Raw genomic sequence first — 15,761 nt, forward strand, 5'->3', positions numbered from 1 at the left:
CTACGTGCGGCTGAAAATCACAGGTCGCCGCCTCAACGAGCCGCCCCGACGGCGAACGCCGCAGATGGCTCAATCCTTAAGTTAGCGCTTATGGGGATGGTCCCCCGCCTCCAAAGACAGGAGCCGGAACCCATGTCCTATGCAGATGCCATCGCCTTCGCCGCCAGCCTCGCTTCCACGCTGATGGTCTCGATTGTCGTGTTTCAGGCCGGGGACGGAACCCATGCCGCCATGCCCGCCGACGAGTTCGACGGCGACGAGGAGATGGTGAAGCTGGAACTCGATCCATGGAGTTGAGGCGCGAACGCGCCTCAACCCGACGGCCCGGCACCCAGGCACCGTCGGGCCTTCTCCCGTCAATTGCCGCCGATTGCCGCTTCCGTGCCAATCTGCATTGCGATCTCGACCCGCATAGGAAAGAACCGTCGGTGATCATGCCGATTTCGCTCCTTCAAGATGAAAGCCATTCGCCATGTTCAGCCATATTGTCGTTTCCGTCCTGCTCTGCACGGCATCCTGCGAACCGGCCGAAATCCGGGTCTGGGATGGCGATTCCATCCGCTTGAGCACGACGCGGCAAGCTGAGACCGTCCGGATCTTCAACATCGACGCCCCCGAGATCGAGGGGCCGTGCGCGTATGAATCCGGCCTCGCGCTGCAATCGAAGGTCAGACTGGCAGAGCTTCTGAACGGCCGGCGGGTGGAAATCTTGCGCCAAGGCACTGACCGCTATGGCCGGACTCTGGCGGTGATCCGCGTCGAGGGCCGAGATGTCGGAGACATTCTCGTCAGCGAGGGACTCGCCCGAACCTGGGCGGGACGCCGTGAACCGTGGTGCTGATCCACCCCGACAACAAGAGAGTGAGAGGGCGGGCCGGTTGGCCGTGACGGGTTGCAGGCGGGAGAGAGGCTTCCGCCGCCCGTCGTGGAGTAAGCCCCATGACCCTTTCCCGCCACCCCGGATTTACCTCAATCGGCGACATCATCACGCGCGAGGTGCTGCCTCGGCTGCGCCATGCGCAGAAGGTGCCGCTGCGCCTCTCCTGCATCGGCACCGCCGGTTACGAAGGCCTCGACGAGGCCGATGAATTCGACCGCACGGTCGTCATCGGCCAATCCGCATCCGCCGAAGAAGCCATGATCCTCGCCAGCCAGCGCGTCGCGCATGGCGATATCAACGTCGGCACGGACGAGACGTTGCGCTTTCGCCCACGTGTCATCGTCATTCAGGACGGCGATCTCGGCCTGGTTCTCGGCGGCGAGATCCGGGCCGGAATCGTCCTCTGGCAACAGCCCGTCGCCTCCGACGCGGAGGCCCGCCGCATCATCATCGAAGCCAGCCGCTTGCGCGGGCTGGCCTTCGCCGCCTCCGGCCGGGGCGATCACGCGGCAGCCCGCGATCATCGTTTTCGCGCCAGCCTGATCGAGGCGCGGCTGGTCGATCCCTGCTGGCGCGTGACCGCCGCCGAGCTTCTGCGGCTGCCGCAGGCCGCGTGACCCTTTCCCATTTCCACCCCTTGACCCGGCGGTTCGCCGGGCACGGTCCTATGGAGTTTTCCCATGCCAAAATTTGTCGTCAGCAAAAGCCATGACGCCTTCGTCTATTATGAAACCATCCTTGAGGCCGAGACGCCCGATGCGGCTCGCGATCTCGCCCAAAGTGTCCACTACGAGGGCGAATGGCATGCCACCGGCTATACGCAAGAGTTCGACGACTTCGAGATCGACGAGCACAGTGGCGTTCGCCTGCTGGCAGACGGAGAGGCCATCGAGACGTTTTCGACCATCGGTGTCACCGCCCAGGAGCGCGATGCCTTGTTGACGGGCTTGCGGCTGCTTCAGCTTGCCCTTGCGCGCAGCGACATCGACCCCTCACTCGGGGACATCCTCACCAATGACGGTGCGCATGCCGGCCTCGATCTCAACCGGATCGACGCCCTCTGCGAACGCATCAACGTCTAGGAGGCCGCGATGTATTCGACCTATTTGCGCCTCGGCATCCGGGTCTGGGACGGCAACCGCTCCGTCATCCGCGCCGCGCGTCGGAAGCTGGCTCGAACCGCTCTGCACGATCCGGGCAGGCGGGATGCGCGCAAAAACTTCTACCGCGAGATGCTGCGCCACCATGCCGAAGCGCAATGGCGCGTGATGCAATTCCGCCTCTGAGGCCAGCCGCGTCACCGTCCTTCATCCTCGCCCGGCCTCGCGCCGGGCTTTCTCGTTTCAGGAGTCTGAGATGGCAAACTATTTCACGCATTTCTCCTGCCTGCTTGACGTAGGCACCCCGGCAAACGCCGCCCATGCGCTCGACCTCTACAACGCGCTGTCGGAGGAAAACGCCGCCGAAGATCCTCCTTCGGAAGGATTTCTTCTGTCGATCCAGCCCGAGCATGGCGGCACCCAGCTCTGGATGCGCGACGATGGGACCGGCGATCCCGAGCATGTGATCCAGTTCGTCAAGCGCTGCGCGGCCGCGTTCGGCCTGACCGGCTTATGGGGCTTCCAGTACGCAACCACCTGCTCGCAGGCCAGGGTTAACGCCTTTGGCGGTGGCGCGCATGTCCTCGATCTCGCCACCGGCAAGACGGTGGATTGGATCTACAGTGGCAGTTGGTTGGAGATCGTCCTGGACGGAGGCGACCCCTATGCCTGAAGTCATCGAAACCACCGTCTATCGGCTCAACGAGCTTTCCGACGAGGCGAAGGACAAGGCCCGTGCCTGGTATCGCGAGGGCGGCTTCGACTATGAGTGGTATGATGCCATTTATGAGGATTTCCGGCAGATCGCGGAGATCCTCGGCATCGACTTCAAGACCCGCACCGTCCGCCTCATGGGTGGCGGGTCGCGCCAGGAACCGCGCATCTTCTTCTCGGGCTTCTGGTCGCAAGGCGATGGTGCCTGTTATGCCGAGCGACGGATTATGCGGAGCGGTCAGGTCATCACGCTGTAAACGCGAGGGATTTTCGACAATCCGCTCCGCATAACGACGGGCTTGTGCCGTCGCGGGTTCTTTTGGGCGAGAAGTGGTTCGCCGGCATTTTCCGGCATTGAACCCATGTCAGGAGATCGAATGTCCAGCACCCCCAAGAAAAGGCGGAACACTCCGCGGTATCTCACGCTTTCAAGGCTTCATTTCGCCGGCCCTTACTTCGAGGGCTATGTCCGTTGGCTTCAGGGACGGAATTACACCAAGACAACGATTTCGATGCTGACCATCTACTTGGGGCATTGGACGGATTGGATGCACGACGCCGGCTATGATCTCAGTACCATCCACAGCGGCTACGCAGCATCCGTACCGGCCTTCAGGGCCATGCCGAATTACTCTATGCGACTGCGATCAGGTGCCCTCTTCGTTCTCTTTCTTGAAGAGCAATGCATCGTCGATCCACTGCCGAAGCCGCTTTCCCCAAGTGAACAGTGGCCGATCCTCGGCGAGTTCCGGGATTGGATGCTCCGAAATCGTGGGGTGTTGGACAGCAGCCTCGACACCTATCAGAACATCCTTGTTCACATGTTCCTCGTCCTTGGCGACGCGCCTGAGGCTTATAGCGCCCATGCCATCAGGGAGTTTGTGCTGGGACGCGCGGGCATGCACGGCGTTGCTCATGCAAGGATGACGGTGACCGCCACTCGCGCATTCCTGCGCTTCCTGATCGCAACTGGACGTTGCCCGGCCGGCCGTGATCAGGCCATCCCGAATTTTGCGGGCTGGCAATTGGCACCAGTACCAGACTTCCTCAACGACGCTGACATCACGAGGATCGTGGCTGCTTGCAGCGGCGAGGCCCGCCTGCGCGATCGCGCGGTCATTCTGTTCCTTGTCCGACTCGGCTTACGCGCCAGCGAAGTTGCAAACCTTGAGTTCGATCACATCGACTGGCGGAATGGTCGCATTGCCATCAGGGGTGGCAAGTCCCGTCGTGAAGAATGGCTGCCTCTTCCTCAAGAAGTCGGCGAAGCGCTGCTGGCCTATCTGGACAGGGGACGGCCGTCATTGGCCACGCCGCGCGTGTTCGTCACAGCGCAAAATCCGATGCGTCCGATGTCGAGGTTTGCTGTCAACTGTCTGGTTCAGGCGGCTCTTGACCGGGCGGGCATCCAGAGTGGTCGACGCGGTTCCCATCTGCTTCGTCATTCGGCGGCGACAGCGATGCTTCGGCATGGGGTCAACCTTGCCGGGGTCGGAGCGGTCCTGCGGCACCGCTCGCTGACCACCACCATGCAATATGCGAAGGTTGACTTCGCTCTGCTCCGCGAAATTGCCCAGCCCTGGGCGGGGGAGGCCGCATGCTGACCGAGGAAATCAATCGTTACGTCGCATTGCGAAGGTCGCTTGGCTTCAAGCTCAAGGAGACAGCCAAGAACTTGGCTTCGTTCGGCCAGTTCGTCGAAGCCAGAGGTGAGCGACACGTCAGGACGGCAACAGCGGTCGCCTGGGCTGAAGGTGCGTCGACGCCAGACACTCGGTATCGCCGCATCACGGATGTCATCCGGTTGGCAACCTTTCTGCACGCAGAAGACGCTGCACATGAGATTCCGCCGGGAGGCGTCTTCAAGGCGCATCGGACCAAGTTCATCCCTTACATCTTCACGGATGATGAAGTGGCGAAGTTCATCATTGCAGCTCGAGTCAGGCAACAGGACGAAAGCTCTCCAGTTCGGCGCGAAATCTATGCCGTCCTGTTTGGTCTGATCGCATCGACAGGCTTACGGATATCGGAGGCTTTGAACCTGACCCTGACTGATGTTCTGCCGGATGGCATCTTGCACATCCGAAAGACCAAGTTCGGCAAGAGCCGGATGGTGCCGCTACACCCGAGCGTGATGCCCATTCTCGACCGGTATATGGAGCTGAGGCTGGCCGTCGCGGCCAACGACGATCACCTCTTCCTTTCCGAAGGAAAGAGGAAGATCTATTACTCTGTCCCGCAAAGGGCGTTCCACGAAATCCTTGCCATCGCGGCGATTGCGCCCGGTCGGTCCAGGCGCCCTCGCATCCATGATCTGCGCCACACCTTCGCGACACGGGTGCTGGAAAAATCTGGAGCCGGGCGCGACGCGATCGCGCGCAATGCTGTCGCGCTGATGACCTACATGGGGCATTCCAACCTCAGATACACGTACTGGTATCTGCATCGGACGCCCGAACTTCTGGCCGAAATCTCTGCCGCAGCCGAGGAACTTTTGACGGAGGGCGGCTCATGACAGCCCTTGCGCCGGTCATTACGCAGTTCATGCAGGATTACCTGCCTCGGCAGCGCGGGTTCAGCGCCCACAGCAGCGAAACCTATGCGCATGCCTTCAAACTGCTGTTCCAGTTCGCGGCGAGGCGTGTCGGATCCGGCCCGTCGCAGCTCAGTATCGAGCAGCTGGACGCACCATTGATCCTGGCCTTTCTGGATCATCTCGAGACTGATCGAGGAAATGGCGCCACTTCGCGAAATGCACGGCTCGCGGCCATCAAGTCGTTCATGCGGTTCGTTGAATACCAGTATCCAGCCCTCCTGGCTCAAGTCGCGCAAATCCGGGCGATCCCGACAAAACGTTGCGCGAACAAGCTGGTCCAGCACCTGTCCAAGGACGAGGTGCAGGCAGTTCTGAATGCTCCCGATGTCACGACGCGCTTGGGTGCCAGGGATCGCGCCATGATGCACCTTTGTTTTGCGGGAGGGCTGCGCGTGTCCGAACTCGTAGGGGCTGCCTTGACCGATCTGGTTCTAGGCCAGGCTCCAAGCCTGCTGGTTCGAGGAAAAGGGCGAAAGCATCGGCACTTTCCACTCTGGAAGACGACAGCCTCAGACATGCGGGCTTGGCTTGCCGTGCGGGGGCTTGCGCCTACACCGGAGATCTTCGTCAATGCCGAAGGGAGAGCGATGACGCGATCCGGGTTCGAGTATGTGCTCGAAAAACACGTCGTGAAAGCTTCTCAGCACTGCCCATCATTGGCGGGGCGTTCAGTGTCGCCCCACCAGCTCAGGCATAGTTGCGCCGTGATCATGCTGGAAGCGACCCGCGACATCCGAAAGGTCGCGCTGTGGCTGGGACACGCGGACATCCGAACGACCGAGACCTATCTGCGCGTTGATGCGGCCCAAAAGCTCGAGGCTGTAGAGGCGGCCATCCCGCCCGAGCTGCGTCGCGGAAAGTTCAAGGCTCCGGATGCGTTGATTGCGATGCTGATGACCGGAAGGAAAAACACGCTGACCTGAATCCGTGCGTCGTTATGCGGAGCGGATTGTCGAAAATCCTCGCGTTTACAGTATGATGACCTGACCGCTCCGCATAATCCGTCGCTCGGCATAACAGGCCTTATGCAGAGCACCGCATAATGCTTGCTTCGAAGGTTCCTATTCCTACCGGAAGAACGCCTCGGCCGCGATCCGGGCCTATGCACCGCAGGATACCACGCTGCACGGCATCGCTGACGCCCTCCAGGCCGTGCAGCGGCGGAATTTCTACCAGCTTCGCGCCGAAGCAACGCATCGGGGGCGCTACCACCACGAATATTGCATGGCGATTTCCGTCACCCGCGACAGTCCGACCTGGCAGGATATGACCGCCGATGCCGAGGACGTCATCACCGAGGCGCTGCGCGATCTCGCCCGCTGGCTCTATCGCCAGCTTGAACGCGAATACGAATACCTGACCTCGGACGAGGCGGTCGATGAGAGCATCATCGCCAATGACTACACCTTCACCGGCTCTGGCCGCCGGTTCGGCTGATTTCGACAAGCGCCCCGCCTGACGGCCGGGCGCTTGTTTCATGTCTGCCATCGCTACGGCTTGAGAGGGAGAGGGCGGCTGGAGGGGATCCGAGCCGGTGCGGTCGAGAGAGAGCGCTGTGCGGCTCGATCCCTTTCCGCTCTCCCGAGGAATCTCCGATGAACATGATCCCCGCATCCGCGGCGGTATCCGCAACCGCGCCGCTGGCGCTCGACCATGACGCCGACACCGCGGAGCGCGTTTTCGCCGCGGCCGGGCTTCTGCTGCCGCATCTCGAACGTGGCCAGCGCATCGATGCCGCCACGCTGCGCGGTGCCATGGAAGCGGCCTTCGGCGCTTCCGACGCCACCGGCGCCTGGACCTGGAAAGTGGCCTACGACGCCTGCGAGGCCGCAACCGTCCTCTTCCTGCGCAAATACGGAAAGCCGCTTTTCCGCAAAGCCGATTCCCCGGCTGCGATCCTGTCCCAGCTCGGAAAGATCGCCGGGCTTCTGCCGACGCATACGCGCCGGTCGGAGGAAGCGCAGACCTTCCAGCAGTTCTCGACCCCGATCCCCCTCGGCTTCGCGGCGGCGACGGCTGCGGCGATCACGCCGGCCGATCGCGTGCTGGAACCCTCGGCCGGAACCGGGCTCCTCGCCATCCTGGCCGAGATCGCCGGCGGCACGCTGCTCGTCAACGAACTCGCCGAGGCCCGCGCCGGTCTCTTGTCTTCCCTCTTCCCGGCCCTTTCTGTCACCCGCTTCGACGCCGCCCAGCTCGATGACCACCTCGATCCCGGCCTGATCCCGACCGTGGTGCTGATGAACCCGCCGTTCTCGGTCATGGCCAACGTCGAGGGCCGCATGGCCGATGCCGCCTTCCGCCATGTCGCCTCGGCGCTGGCGCGCCTGGCGCCCGGCGGGCGGCTCGTGACCATCACCGGGGCAAGCTTCGCGCCCGACAATCCGGCCTGGACCGCCTCTTGGACCCGGCTGCAGGAGCGTGGCCGCGTCAGTTTCTCCGCCGCCGTCGATGGTTCGGTTTATGCCAAACACGGCACGACCGTCCCGACACGACTCACCATCATCGACAAGCTGCCCGCCGAAGATCCGGCGGTGTTTCCGGCAGCGCCCGGCGTCGCCCCGGATGTCGCCACGCTGATGGGCTGGTTTGCGGACCAACTTCCGGCCCGGCTGCCGGTCGATCCCGGCCTGGCCGTGCCGGTGGCACGACTGGCCGCGCCGCGCACCGTGCGAGGCTATGTCAACTGGGCAGCGAAGACCGCACCCGCTGCGCCGCTTGCCGAGCCGGAGGGGGTGCCGCTCGCCTATGAGACGGTGGATTGGGAACCGGCCGAGGCAGACCGCCTCTCCGATGCGATCTATGAGGACTACGGCCTTCAGACGATCTGCATCGCCGGGGCACAGGCGCATCCGACCCAGCTCGTGCAATCCGCCTCGATGGCGAGCATCGCGCCGCCGAAGCCGAGCTACCGGCCGACGCTGCCCGGCGACATTCTCGGCAAGCTGTCCGAGGCGCAGTTGGAGACCGTAATCTATGCCGGCGAGGCCCATGCCGGGTTCCTCGCCGGGGCCTGGACGGTGGACGATACCTTCGACACCCTGTCGGCCGCGTCGGAGGGTGCCACGAGCGCCATCCGTTTCCGGCAGGGCTTCATGATCGGCGACGGCACGGGCGTCGGCAAGGGCCGGGAATCCGCCGCCATCATCCTCGACAACTGGATGCAGGGCCGGCGCAAGGCGGTCTGGATCTCGAAGTCGGACAAGTTGCTGGAAGATGCACAGCGCGACTGGTCGGCGCTCGGCATGGAGCGGCTTCTGGTCACGCCGCTGTCGCGATTCCCGCAAGGCAAGCCCATCATGCTGGGCGAGGGCATCCTATTTTTAACCTATGCCACGCTGCGCTCCGATGATCGCGGAGAAAGGGTTTCCAGGGTCAGGCAGATCGTCGAATGGTTGGGTTCAGACTTCGATGGAGTGGTGATTTTCGACGAGGCGCATGCCATGGCCAACGCTGCCGGAGGCAAGGGAGAACGCGGCGACGTTGCCGCCAGCCAGCAGGGCCGCGCCGGGCTGCGCCTTCAGCACGCCCTGCCGCAGGCCCGCGTCGTCTATGTCTCGGCCACCGGCGCTACCACCGTCCATAATCTCGCCTATGCGCAACGGTTGGGCTTGTGGGGTGGCGAGGATTTCCCGTTCTCGACCCGTGCCGAGTTCATCGAGGCCATCGAAGCCGGGGGCGTGGCGGCGATGGAGGTGCTGGCCCGCGACCTGCGGGCGCTCGGTCTCTACACGGCGAGGTCGTTGTCGTTTAAAGGCGTCGAATATGAACTTCTCGATCACGAGCTGACGCCGGAACAGGTCCGCATCTACGACAGCTATGCCGATGCCTTCGCGATCATCCACAACAACCTGGATGCGGCGATGCAGGCCGCCAATATAACCGGCGGCGATGGCGGCTCCGGCACGCTGAACCGGCAGGCAAAATCCGCCGCGCGCTCGGCCTTCGAGTCTGCCAAGCAGCGGTTCTTTGGCCACCTGCTGACGAGCATGAAGACCCCGACGCTGCTCCGGTCCATCACCGCCGATCTGGAAGCGGGCCATTCGGCCGTCATCCAGATCGTCTCGACCGGCGAGGCGCTGATGGAACGGCGGCTGGCGGAGATCCCCACCGAGGAATGGGGCGACCTGAAAATGGACCTGTCGCCGCGCGAATATGTCCTGGACTACCTCGCCCATTCTTTCCCGGTGCAGCTCTACGAGCCGTTCACGGATTCAGAAGGCAATCTGTCTTCGCGCCCGGTCTATCGCGATGGCCAGCCGGTCGAGAGCCGCGAGGCCGTGGCGCGTCGCGACGAGATGATTGCCAGCCTTGCCAGCCTGCCGCCGGTTCCCGGCGCGCTGGACCAGCTCATCCAGCATTTCGGCACCGACACGGTGGCCGAGGTGACGGGACGCTCGCGACGTATCGTCCGCAAGCGCGGCATCACCATCGACCGCCTGGTGGTGGAGAACCGCGCGGGTTCGGCCAATCTGGCCGAGACCCAGGCGTTCATGGACGACGCCAAGCGGGTGCTGGTCTTTTCGGACGCCGGTGGCACCGGCCGATCCTATCACGCCGAGCTTTCGGCCAGGAACACCCGGCTGCGGGTCCATTACCTGCTCGAAGCCGGTTGGAAAGCGGATACTGCCATTCAGGGCCTCGGCCGCACGCATCGGACGAACCAGAAGCAGCCGCCGCTGTTCCGGCCGATCTCGACCAATGTGAAGGCCGAGAAACGCTTCCTCTCGACCATCGCGCGTCGCCTCGACACGCTGGGCGCGATCACGCGCGGCCAGCGCCAGACCGGCGGCCAGGGTCTGTTCCGGCCCGAGGACAATCTGGAATCGCACTATGCGCGCGACGCGCTCCGCCAACTCTACCTGCTGTTGGTGCGCGGCAAGGTCGAGGGTTGCAGCCTTCAGCGGTTCGAGGCCGCCACCGGCCTGAAGCTGATGGACAGCAACGGCATCAAGGACGATCTGCCCGGCATCACGACCTTCCTGAACCGGCTGCTGGCGCTGACCATCGAGCTTCAGGGCGTGCTGTTCACCGCCTTTGAAGGGCTGCTGACGGCGCGGATCGAGGGCGCCATCGCTTCCGGCACCTATGACGCCGGGCTGGAGACCCTGCGCGCCGAGAGCTTCATCGTCACCGACCGGCAGGTCATCTACACCCACCCCCGCACCGGGGCCGAGACCAGCCTGCTGACGATCACCGAGCGCAAGCGCAACCGGCCGGTGACGCTGGATAGCGCCTTGGCCGAACTCGATGACCCGCGCGCGAAGCTCTTGATCAACGAGCGTTCGGGCCGCGCGGCGGTGCAGATCCCCACCACCAGCGTCATGCTGGACGATGGCGAGATCGAACGCCGCGTCCGCCTCATCCGGCCGATGGAAGCCCATAATGTGCCGGTCCGGATGATGGGCGAGACCCATTGGATCGAGGCCGAGCGGGACGCCTTCGCATCGGCTTGGGAGGCCGAAGTTGCAGAGGTGCCGGAATTCGCGGATAGCACGCTGCATATGGTGACGGGCCTGCTGCTGCCGATCTGGAAGCGTCTGCCCAACGACTCCACCCGCGTCTATCGGCTCCAGACCGATGCGGGCGAGCGCATCATCGGCCGCAAGGTCTCGCCGGCCTGGGCCGCGAATGCGACCACGACCGGCATCGCCAAGGTCACACCGGAGGATGCCTTCGCCGCGCTGATGGAAGGCCGGACGATCCTCGATCTTGCCGAGGGGCTCCAGCTCCGCCGGGTCCGGGTCATGGGTGCCAACCGGATCGAGCTGTCAGGCTTCACCGACACGATGCGCGACCGGCTTCGGGCCTATGGCCTCTTTCACGAGATCATCTCCTGGAAGCTGCGCATGTTCGTACCCGTCGATGCGGCTGGCTCTGCCGTTCTCGCCAAAGTCCTCGACCGCTGGCCGGTCGAGCGTATCGGCGAGCGGGAGGCGGCCTGATGCCCCGGCACGACGCATCCGAGCTGGCGATCCGTCTGGGCCGCGAGGCCGAGGCGGTTTGCCGTCACTACCTGTCGTCCGGCCATCGCGCCGGACGATACTGGCTGGTCGGCGATGTGCAGAACAATCCCGGCCGCTCGATGTTCGTGCGCCTGATCGGCCCGGAGGGCGGCAAGGGTGCGGCAGGAAAATGGACCGATATGGCCACGGGGGAACATGGCGATCTGCTGGACGTCATCCGCGAGACGCTTGGCCTTGTCGACTTCAGGGACGTGGCCGAGGAAGCGCGCCGTTTCCTCGCTCTCCCGCATCCCGAGCCGGAAAAGACGAGGACGCCGACCGGCAACACGTCCAGCGTGGCATCCGGTTCGCCTGAAGCGTCGCGTCGTCTCTTCGCCATGGCGCAGCCGATCCGCGGCACGCTTGCGGAGATCTACCTCAGCGGGCGAGCGATCACCTCCCTCTCCGGCACCGCCGCACTGCGCTTCCATCCCCGGTGCTACTATAGACCTGACGAGCGTTCGCCCACCGAGATCAGGCCGGCGCTCGTTGCAGCCGTCACCGATCTGGCCGGCCATCAGACCGGCGCGCATCGCACCTGGCTCGCCCCGGACGGTTCCGGCAAGGCGGCTGTCGAGACACCGCGGCGGGCGATGGGCGACCTTCTCGGGCACGGGGTCCGCTTCGGCGCCGCCGATGAGGTGCTCGCCGTCGGCGAAGGCATCGAGTCCGTGCTGTCGCCCCGTCAGGTTCTGCCCCGCATGCCGATGCTGGCGGCGCTTTCGGCCGCTCACCTCGCTGCCATCCTGTTCCCGCCGTCCCTGCGCCGGCTCTATGTCTTGTGCGATCGCGACCCGGCCGGGGACGGTGCCAGAGACAGCCTACTCACCAGAGCAGCGAGCTTCGGGATCGAGGCGATATCGCTCACGCCGCGCGAGGGCGATTTCAACGATGATCTGCGACGCCACGGCGCCGATGCCCTCGGGGCGGCCCTGAAGGATCAGCTTCGTCCTGAAGACGCCCGCCGGTTCATGGAGGGGTGAGGGTGTAATCGGCCCCGGAGGCACGGCCCGGCTCGGCGCCTGCCGGTTTCGCTCATCTGTCATCGGCAGGTGCATCCTTCGTCGGAGAGTCCCGCGCCCACGGCCTTCTGAGAGGGCGATCGGCGCACAAACGGGCCGGGCAGGCAATGGCCGGGAGCGGACTATTTTCCGCCGGCGGGGACGAGCCCCGCCTTTGCATCGCGAAAGTCAAAATAGCCCGCACCCGGCCATCAAGGCCCTCGCGGAGCGGGCGAGGGCTGCCAACCCGTCCCGTCCGTGCGCTTCGACGCCTGCGAAGGCCGCGATGGGCGCGGTCTCCAGACGAAGGACGCTCCCGATGACGAACGAAACCGAATACGCAGGCGACGAGCCTTTCCACACCTCCTCCCAGACCGATCACGCCCTCACCGAACTCCAGCTCTACGGCTGGCGCCCGTTCCAGGACGAACCCGATCCCCGGCCGCTGCCCGAGGGCAATACCGTCGCCGCCGCCATCGCCGACATCTTCGACGCCCTCGTCGCGACGCTCGGCGATACCCGCCTCGAACCCGACCTCGAAGATCTGCTCTGGGGAGCCGTCAATATATTCCACCGCGCCACCAGCCGGGTCGAACGCGATCTCGACGACAACGAGCAGGCGCAGCGCCGGATGCAGCGGGAACAGGATGGCAGCGAGGTGAAGTCGGTCGAACTCGAACGCCTCACGGCCGAGGGGCAAACCCTGATCGAACGGCGCAACAGCATGGAACTCTTCCGCGACCTCGCCGCCGAGGCTTTCGAGCATCACACCGGCAGCGCCTGGCGGCCGCGCACCGGCTCGATGGTCAACCATCGCAACCTGACCGCCGCGATGATCGACAGCCGCGACTTCCTTGCCGCGAAACGCCGGGCTGAGACCGAGGTGCTGCTGCCCGCCGGCCCGAAGGTGGCCGTGACCGGCGGCGCCGACTTCAACGACCACCACCTGATCTGGGCGAAGCTCGATCAGGTCCATGCCAAGCACGCCGAGATGGTGCTGCTGCACGGCGGCTCGCCGAAGGGGGCGGAACTGATCGCCTCCCGCTGGGCCGATCACCGCAAGGTGCCGCAGGTCGCCTTCCGGCCCGACTGGACGAAGCACGGCAAGGCCGCGCCCTTCAAGCGCAACGATGCCATGCTGGACGTGCTGCCGGTCGGCGTCCTCGTCTTCCCCGGCACGGGGATTCAGGAGAACCTCGCGGACAAGGCCCGCAAGCTCGGCATCCCGGTCATGAAGTTCGACGGCGGCGCGTAAGCGCCGCCCTCTGGCGGCTGAAAGGCCGCCAGACCTTGACAGTCGGCCCGCATCCGCCTTTGATGGAGCATCCCTGAAGAACCGGCGAAGCAGCATAGTCGCAGGCGGAGCGCATCTTCCGGCAGCCTGTCGCGCAACTCAACCGTTCCGCTGGAGGTTTCCATGACGCTGATCCTACTCGCCATTTCTCTGACCCTCACCGCCTGCGTGATCGCCTGGAATCTCGCGATCTATGCTCTCCCGGTCATGACCGCCATTACCGCCGCTCAATTTGCCTGGGGTGCCGGAGCTGGCGTCCTGTTGTCCGGCCTTAGTGCCGCAGGAGCCGCCCTGCTGTCGGTCGCAATGGTGATTCTGGTTCTCGGCTTCGCCCGGAATCCCGTTCTGCGTTTCATCGCGCTGGCTCTCTTCGCAGTGCCCGCCGTCATCGCAGGCTATGCGCTGGTCTATGGCATCACCAAGAACGCCATCGACTCGAGCCTCGCCCTCAACCTGCTCGGCGGCATCGGTGGCCTTGTCATCGGCGTCTCGGCCATCATCAATCTGAACGCCCTCGGGGAGTCCGTGTTCTCGCGCTGAAACGGCGGGACGATCCTCTTCCAAGGCAAAACCCGGCGGCTTGCGCCGCCGGGTTCCGGGTGTCCCGTACAAGTGCTGGGCGGTCATGTCATCGCTGCCTTGCCCCAATCGCTCTGGGTTTGCTTCGCCCGCCTTGGAAATCTGTCATCGGTATGATTCCCGCAGCCGTAGCGCTCAACCCCCGCCGCGTCCATCCACTCCTTTCCGTGAGTGCAGCCGCGAACCAGCACCTTCATTGTCGCCTTGCGCAATGACACTGGACCGGACCCTCCTCAGTCGAAGCAAGGCAACGCCGTGCCATTGGTTCTTTCCGGACCCGATGGCCGTTTCCTTCTCGACGCGGAGGACACGGCCTTCCGGCGGCGAGCGCAAGGGCGGCCGGTAAGAAGGGTGGATGAGCGGCGGCGGCACCGGATAGTCCGGGTTCAAGGGCCTGTCTGTTCGCTGTTGCCGGCACTGACGATGAACGTGCTGTGCGTCTCCGATCTGCTCTCGAAAGCACCAATCCCTCCGACTGACTGATCCCCTAAGTCCGTTCGGTTTCCACCAGCAACCCCCGCGGCTCCCAGCCGTGTTGCCGCGCAAGCGCGGCTGCCCGCCCCACCTGGGGCCTTAGGGGCAAGCTGCCGCCAAGGCGGCAGTTGCGGGAGTCTCCCGACGGCCTTGGCCGGGTCTCGTCGGAGGGATGGTCCCTCCGAGGAGCAACGGAGACTTACAATGCAGAACATCGTCATCCTCGCCGGCAACATCGGTCAGGCCCCCGAAACCCGCACCACCCAGGGCGGCACCGGGATCACCCACTTCACTCTGGCCACCTCGCGCCCCCGCTACTCGGAAGGCCGCGTCCTCCGCGACGAGAACGGCTATCGGGTCCAGGACACCGAATGGCACCGCATCACCTGCTTCAACGGCCTCGGCAAGACGGTCCAGCAGCATTGCGACAAGGGCATGAAGGTGCTGGTTCGCGGCCGCATCCACTACACCAAGTGGATGGACGCGGCGGGGGTTGAGCGCTACGGCTGCGAGATCATCGCCGAGACGGTCGATTTCCTGAGCCGGGCGAAGCAGACCGAGAACGACGACGGCAAGTTCATCGACGAAGATGACATCCCGTTCTGAGCGGAACGCCCGGAACCCGGCGGCGCAAGCCGCCGGGTTTTCCCGTGTTCACGTCGGATCGCCCGGCTGTTTCAGTGCAATATTTCCGGCCGGAGCCGCTGCGCGCTCATGGGCGCTGGCGTTCCGATTTCTTTGTCGGAGCATCGGATCGGTTCCAAAAACCGGGAACCACTTTTTGGTCCGATGCTCCCCGAATGAAAGGGGGGCAAGCCGCCCCTCTCAAACTCTCCCCATGAAGGGCCAGGGCAAAGCCCCGCCCCCTCAAACTCCCCCACCCATGGAGGGGCTTCCCCTCCAAACCTCCCCTTTGCCGTTGTGCCGAATATTGTCGCGGCCCCTGGTCGGGGCCGCGGTGCTCCTCTCTCTCTGACCTCGGATCATGCACCAGCCACTCCGGCGTCAAGGACTTCACGGTTCCCCCCATGTGTGGACGGCCCGTGGAATGCAAGACTCTGTATCGATGGGATCGGTCAGGTTCAGTCATGTGTCCGGCCTTTTATCGTGGCATTGTA

At 64.4% G+C, this 15,761-nt stretch carries 14 protein-coding genes and 2 pseudogenes; all 16 read left to right on the forward strand.

The genetic code is table 11. The features are described 5' to 3' along the window. Positions 1-132: 132 nt before the first annotated feature. The 16 genes and pseudogenes from C7441_RS23450 (at position 133) to C7441_RS23525 (ending at position 15,249) form a co-directional block, all read left to right on the forward strand. Positions 133-297, forward strand: coding sequence for a hypothetical protein (locus C7441_RS23450; protein ID WP_170125248.1), 165 nt, complete (start codon positions 133-135; stop codon positions 295-297). 175 nt (positions 298-472) lie between these two features. After that, a complete protein-coding gene (locus C7441_RS23455) occupies positions 473-841 on the forward strand; it encodes a thermonuclease family protein (RefSeq protein ID WP_109614948.1) in 369 nt (122 codons plus the stop codon). A 98-nt stretch (positions 842-939) separates the two neighbouring features. After that, positions 940-1,497, forward strand: a complete 558-nt coding sequence (locus tag C7441_RS23460; protein WP_109614949.1) for a hypothetical protein — start codon at positions 940-942, stop codon at positions 1,495-1,497. A 63-nt stretch (positions 1,498-1,560) separates the two neighbouring features. Further along, positions 1,561-1,962: a hypothetical protein gene (locus tag C7441_RS23465; protein WP_109614950.1), complete on the forward strand. Its 402-nt coding sequence runs from the start codon at positions 1,561-1,563 to the stop codon at positions 1,960-1,962. Between the two features lie 9 nt (positions 1,963-1,971). After that, complete coding sequence (locus tag C7441_RS23470; protein WP_109614951.1) at positions 1,972-2,166, forward strand: hypothetical protein; 195 nt, start codon at positions 1,972-1,974, stop codon at positions 2,164-2,166. 70 nt (positions 2,167-2,236) lie between these two features. Beyond that, entirely contained in the window at positions 2,237-2,653 is a 417-nt protein-coding gene (locus tag C7441_RS23475) for a hypothetical protein (protein WP_109614952.1), read from the forward strand. Beyond that, positions 2,646-2,906, forward strand: a pseudogene (locus tag C7441_RS23480) (antitoxin of toxin-antitoxin stability system); the annotation flags it as partial. The gene C7441_RS23475 and the pseudogene C7441_RS23480, both read left to right, overlap by 8 nt. 165 nt (positions 2,907-3,071) lie before the next feature. Beyond that, positions 3,072-4,298, forward strand: coding sequence for a site-specific integrase (locus C7441_RS23485; RefSeq protein ID WP_210205700.1), 1,227 nt, complete (start codon positions 3,072-3,074; stop codon positions 4,296-4,298). Next, on the forward strand, positions 4,292-5,209 hold the full coding sequence (locus C7441_RS23490) for a tyrosine-type recombinase/integrase (RefSeq protein ID WP_109614954.1): 918 nt from the start codon (positions 4,292-4,294) through the stop codon (positions 5,207-5,209). The genes C7441_RS23485 and C7441_RS23490 overlap by 7 nt, the downstream gene beginning before the upstream one ends. After that, complete coding sequence (locus C7441_RS23495; protein ID WP_109614955.1) at positions 5,206-6,213, forward strand: tyrosine-type recombinase/integrase; 1,008 nt, start codon at positions 5,206-5,208, stop codon at positions 6,211-6,213. Before C7441_RS23490 ends, C7441_RS23495 begins: the two co-directional genes overlap by 4 nt. Before the next feature lie 121 nt (positions 6,214-6,334). Next, positions 6,335-6,727, forward strand: a pseudogene (locus C7441_RS23500) (antitoxin of toxin-antitoxin stability system); the annotation flags it as partial. Positions 6,728-6,885: 158 nt separating this feature from the next. After that, complete coding sequence (locus tag C7441_RS23505) at positions 6,886-11,235, forward strand: strawberry notch family protein (RefSeq protein WP_109614956.1); 4,350 nt, start codon at positions 6,886-6,888, stop codon at positions 11,233-11,235. Next, entirely contained in the window at positions 11,235-12,278 is a 1,044-nt protein-coding gene (locus C7441_RS23510; protein ID WP_109614957.1) for a DUF7146 domain-containing protein, read from the forward strand. Before C7441_RS23505 ends, C7441_RS23510 begins: the two co-directional genes overlap by 1 nt. Before the next feature lie 337 nt (positions 12,279-12,615). Beyond that, positions 12,616-13,551 (forward strand): DUF2493 domain-containing protein, encoded by a 936-nt coding sequence (locus C7441_RS23515; RefSeq protein ID WP_109614958.1) that lies wholly within the window; start codon positions 12,616-12,618, stop codon positions 13,549-13,551. 162 nt (positions 13,552-13,713) lie between these two features. Continuing rightward, entirely contained in the window at positions 13,714-14,130 is a 417-nt protein-coding gene (locus tag C7441_RS23520; protein WP_109614959.1) for a hypothetical protein, read from the forward strand. 717 nt (positions 14,131-14,847) lie between these two features. Next, positions 14,848-15,249, forward strand: coding sequence for a single-stranded DNA-binding protein (locus tag C7441_RS23525; protein ID WP_109614960.1), 402 nt, complete (start codon positions 14,848-14,850; stop codon positions 15,247-15,249). Positions 15,250-15,761: the final 512 nt, after the last annotated feature.

It is taken from the genome of Pseudaminobacter salicylatoxidans (assembly GCF_003148475.1).
Lineage (GTDB): Bacteria > Pseudomonadota > Alphaproteobacteria > Rhizobiales > Rhizobiaceae > Pseudaminobacter > Pseudaminobacter salicylatoxidans.

Excerpts from the sequence above, each read along its gene's own strand:
- C7441_RS23450 (WP_170125248.1), top strand. The coding sequence starts at position 133 with ATGTCCTATGCAGATGCCATCGCCTTCGCCGCCAGCCTCGCTTCCACG.
- C7441_RS23520 (WP_109614959.1), top strand. The coding sequence starts at position 13,714 with ATGACGCTGATCCTACTCGCCATTTCTCTGACCCTCACCGCCTGCGTG.
- C7441_RS23495 (WP_109614955.1), top strand. The coding sequence starts at position 5,206 with ATGACAGCCCTTGCGCCGGTCATTACGCAGTTCATGCAGGATTACCTG.
- C7441_RS23475 (WP_109614952.1), top strand. The coding sequence starts at position 2,237 with ATGGCAAACTATTTCACGCATTTCTCCTGCCTGCTTGACGTAGGCACC.
- C7441_RS23515 (WP_109614958.1), top strand. The coding sequence starts at position 12,616 with ATGACGAACGAAACCGAATACGCAGGCGACGAGCCTTTCCACACCTCC.
- C7441_RS23470 (WP_109614951.1), top strand. The coding sequence starts at position 1,972 with ATGTATTCGACCTATTTGCGCCTCGGCATCCGGGTCTGGGACGGCAAC.
- C7441_RS23465 (WP_109614950.1), top strand. The coding sequence starts at position 1,561 with ATGCCAAAATTTGTCGTCAGCAAAAGCCATGACGCCTTCGTCTATTAT.
- C7441_RS23455 (WP_109614948.1), top strand. The coding sequence starts at position 473 with ATGTTCAGCCATATTGTCGTTTCCGTCCTGCTCTGCACGGCATCCTGC.
- C7441_RS23510 (WP_109614957.1), top strand. The coding sequence starts at position 11,235 with ATGCCCCGGCACGACGCATCCGAGCTGGCGATCCGTCTGGGCCGCGAG.
- C7441_RS23525 (WP_109614960.1), top strand. The coding sequence starts at position 14,848 with ATGCAGAACATCGTCATCCTCGCCGGCAACATCGGTCAGGCCCCCGAA.
- C7441_RS23505 (WP_109614956.1), top strand. The coding sequence starts at position 6,886 with ATGAACATGATCCCCGCATCCGCGGCGGTATCCGCAACCGCGCCGCTG.
- C7441_RS23460 (WP_109614949.1), top strand. The coding sequence starts at position 940 with ATGACCCTTTCCCGCCACCCCGGATTTACCTCAATCGGCGACATCATC.
- C7441_RS23485 (WP_210205700.1), top strand. The coding sequence starts at position 3,072 with ATGTCCAGCACCCCCAAGAAAAGGCGGAACACTCCGCGGTATCTCACG.
- C7441_RS23490 (WP_109614954.1), top strand. The coding sequence starts at position 4,292 with ATGCTGACCGAGGAAATCAATCGTTACGTCGCATTGCGAAGGTCGCTT.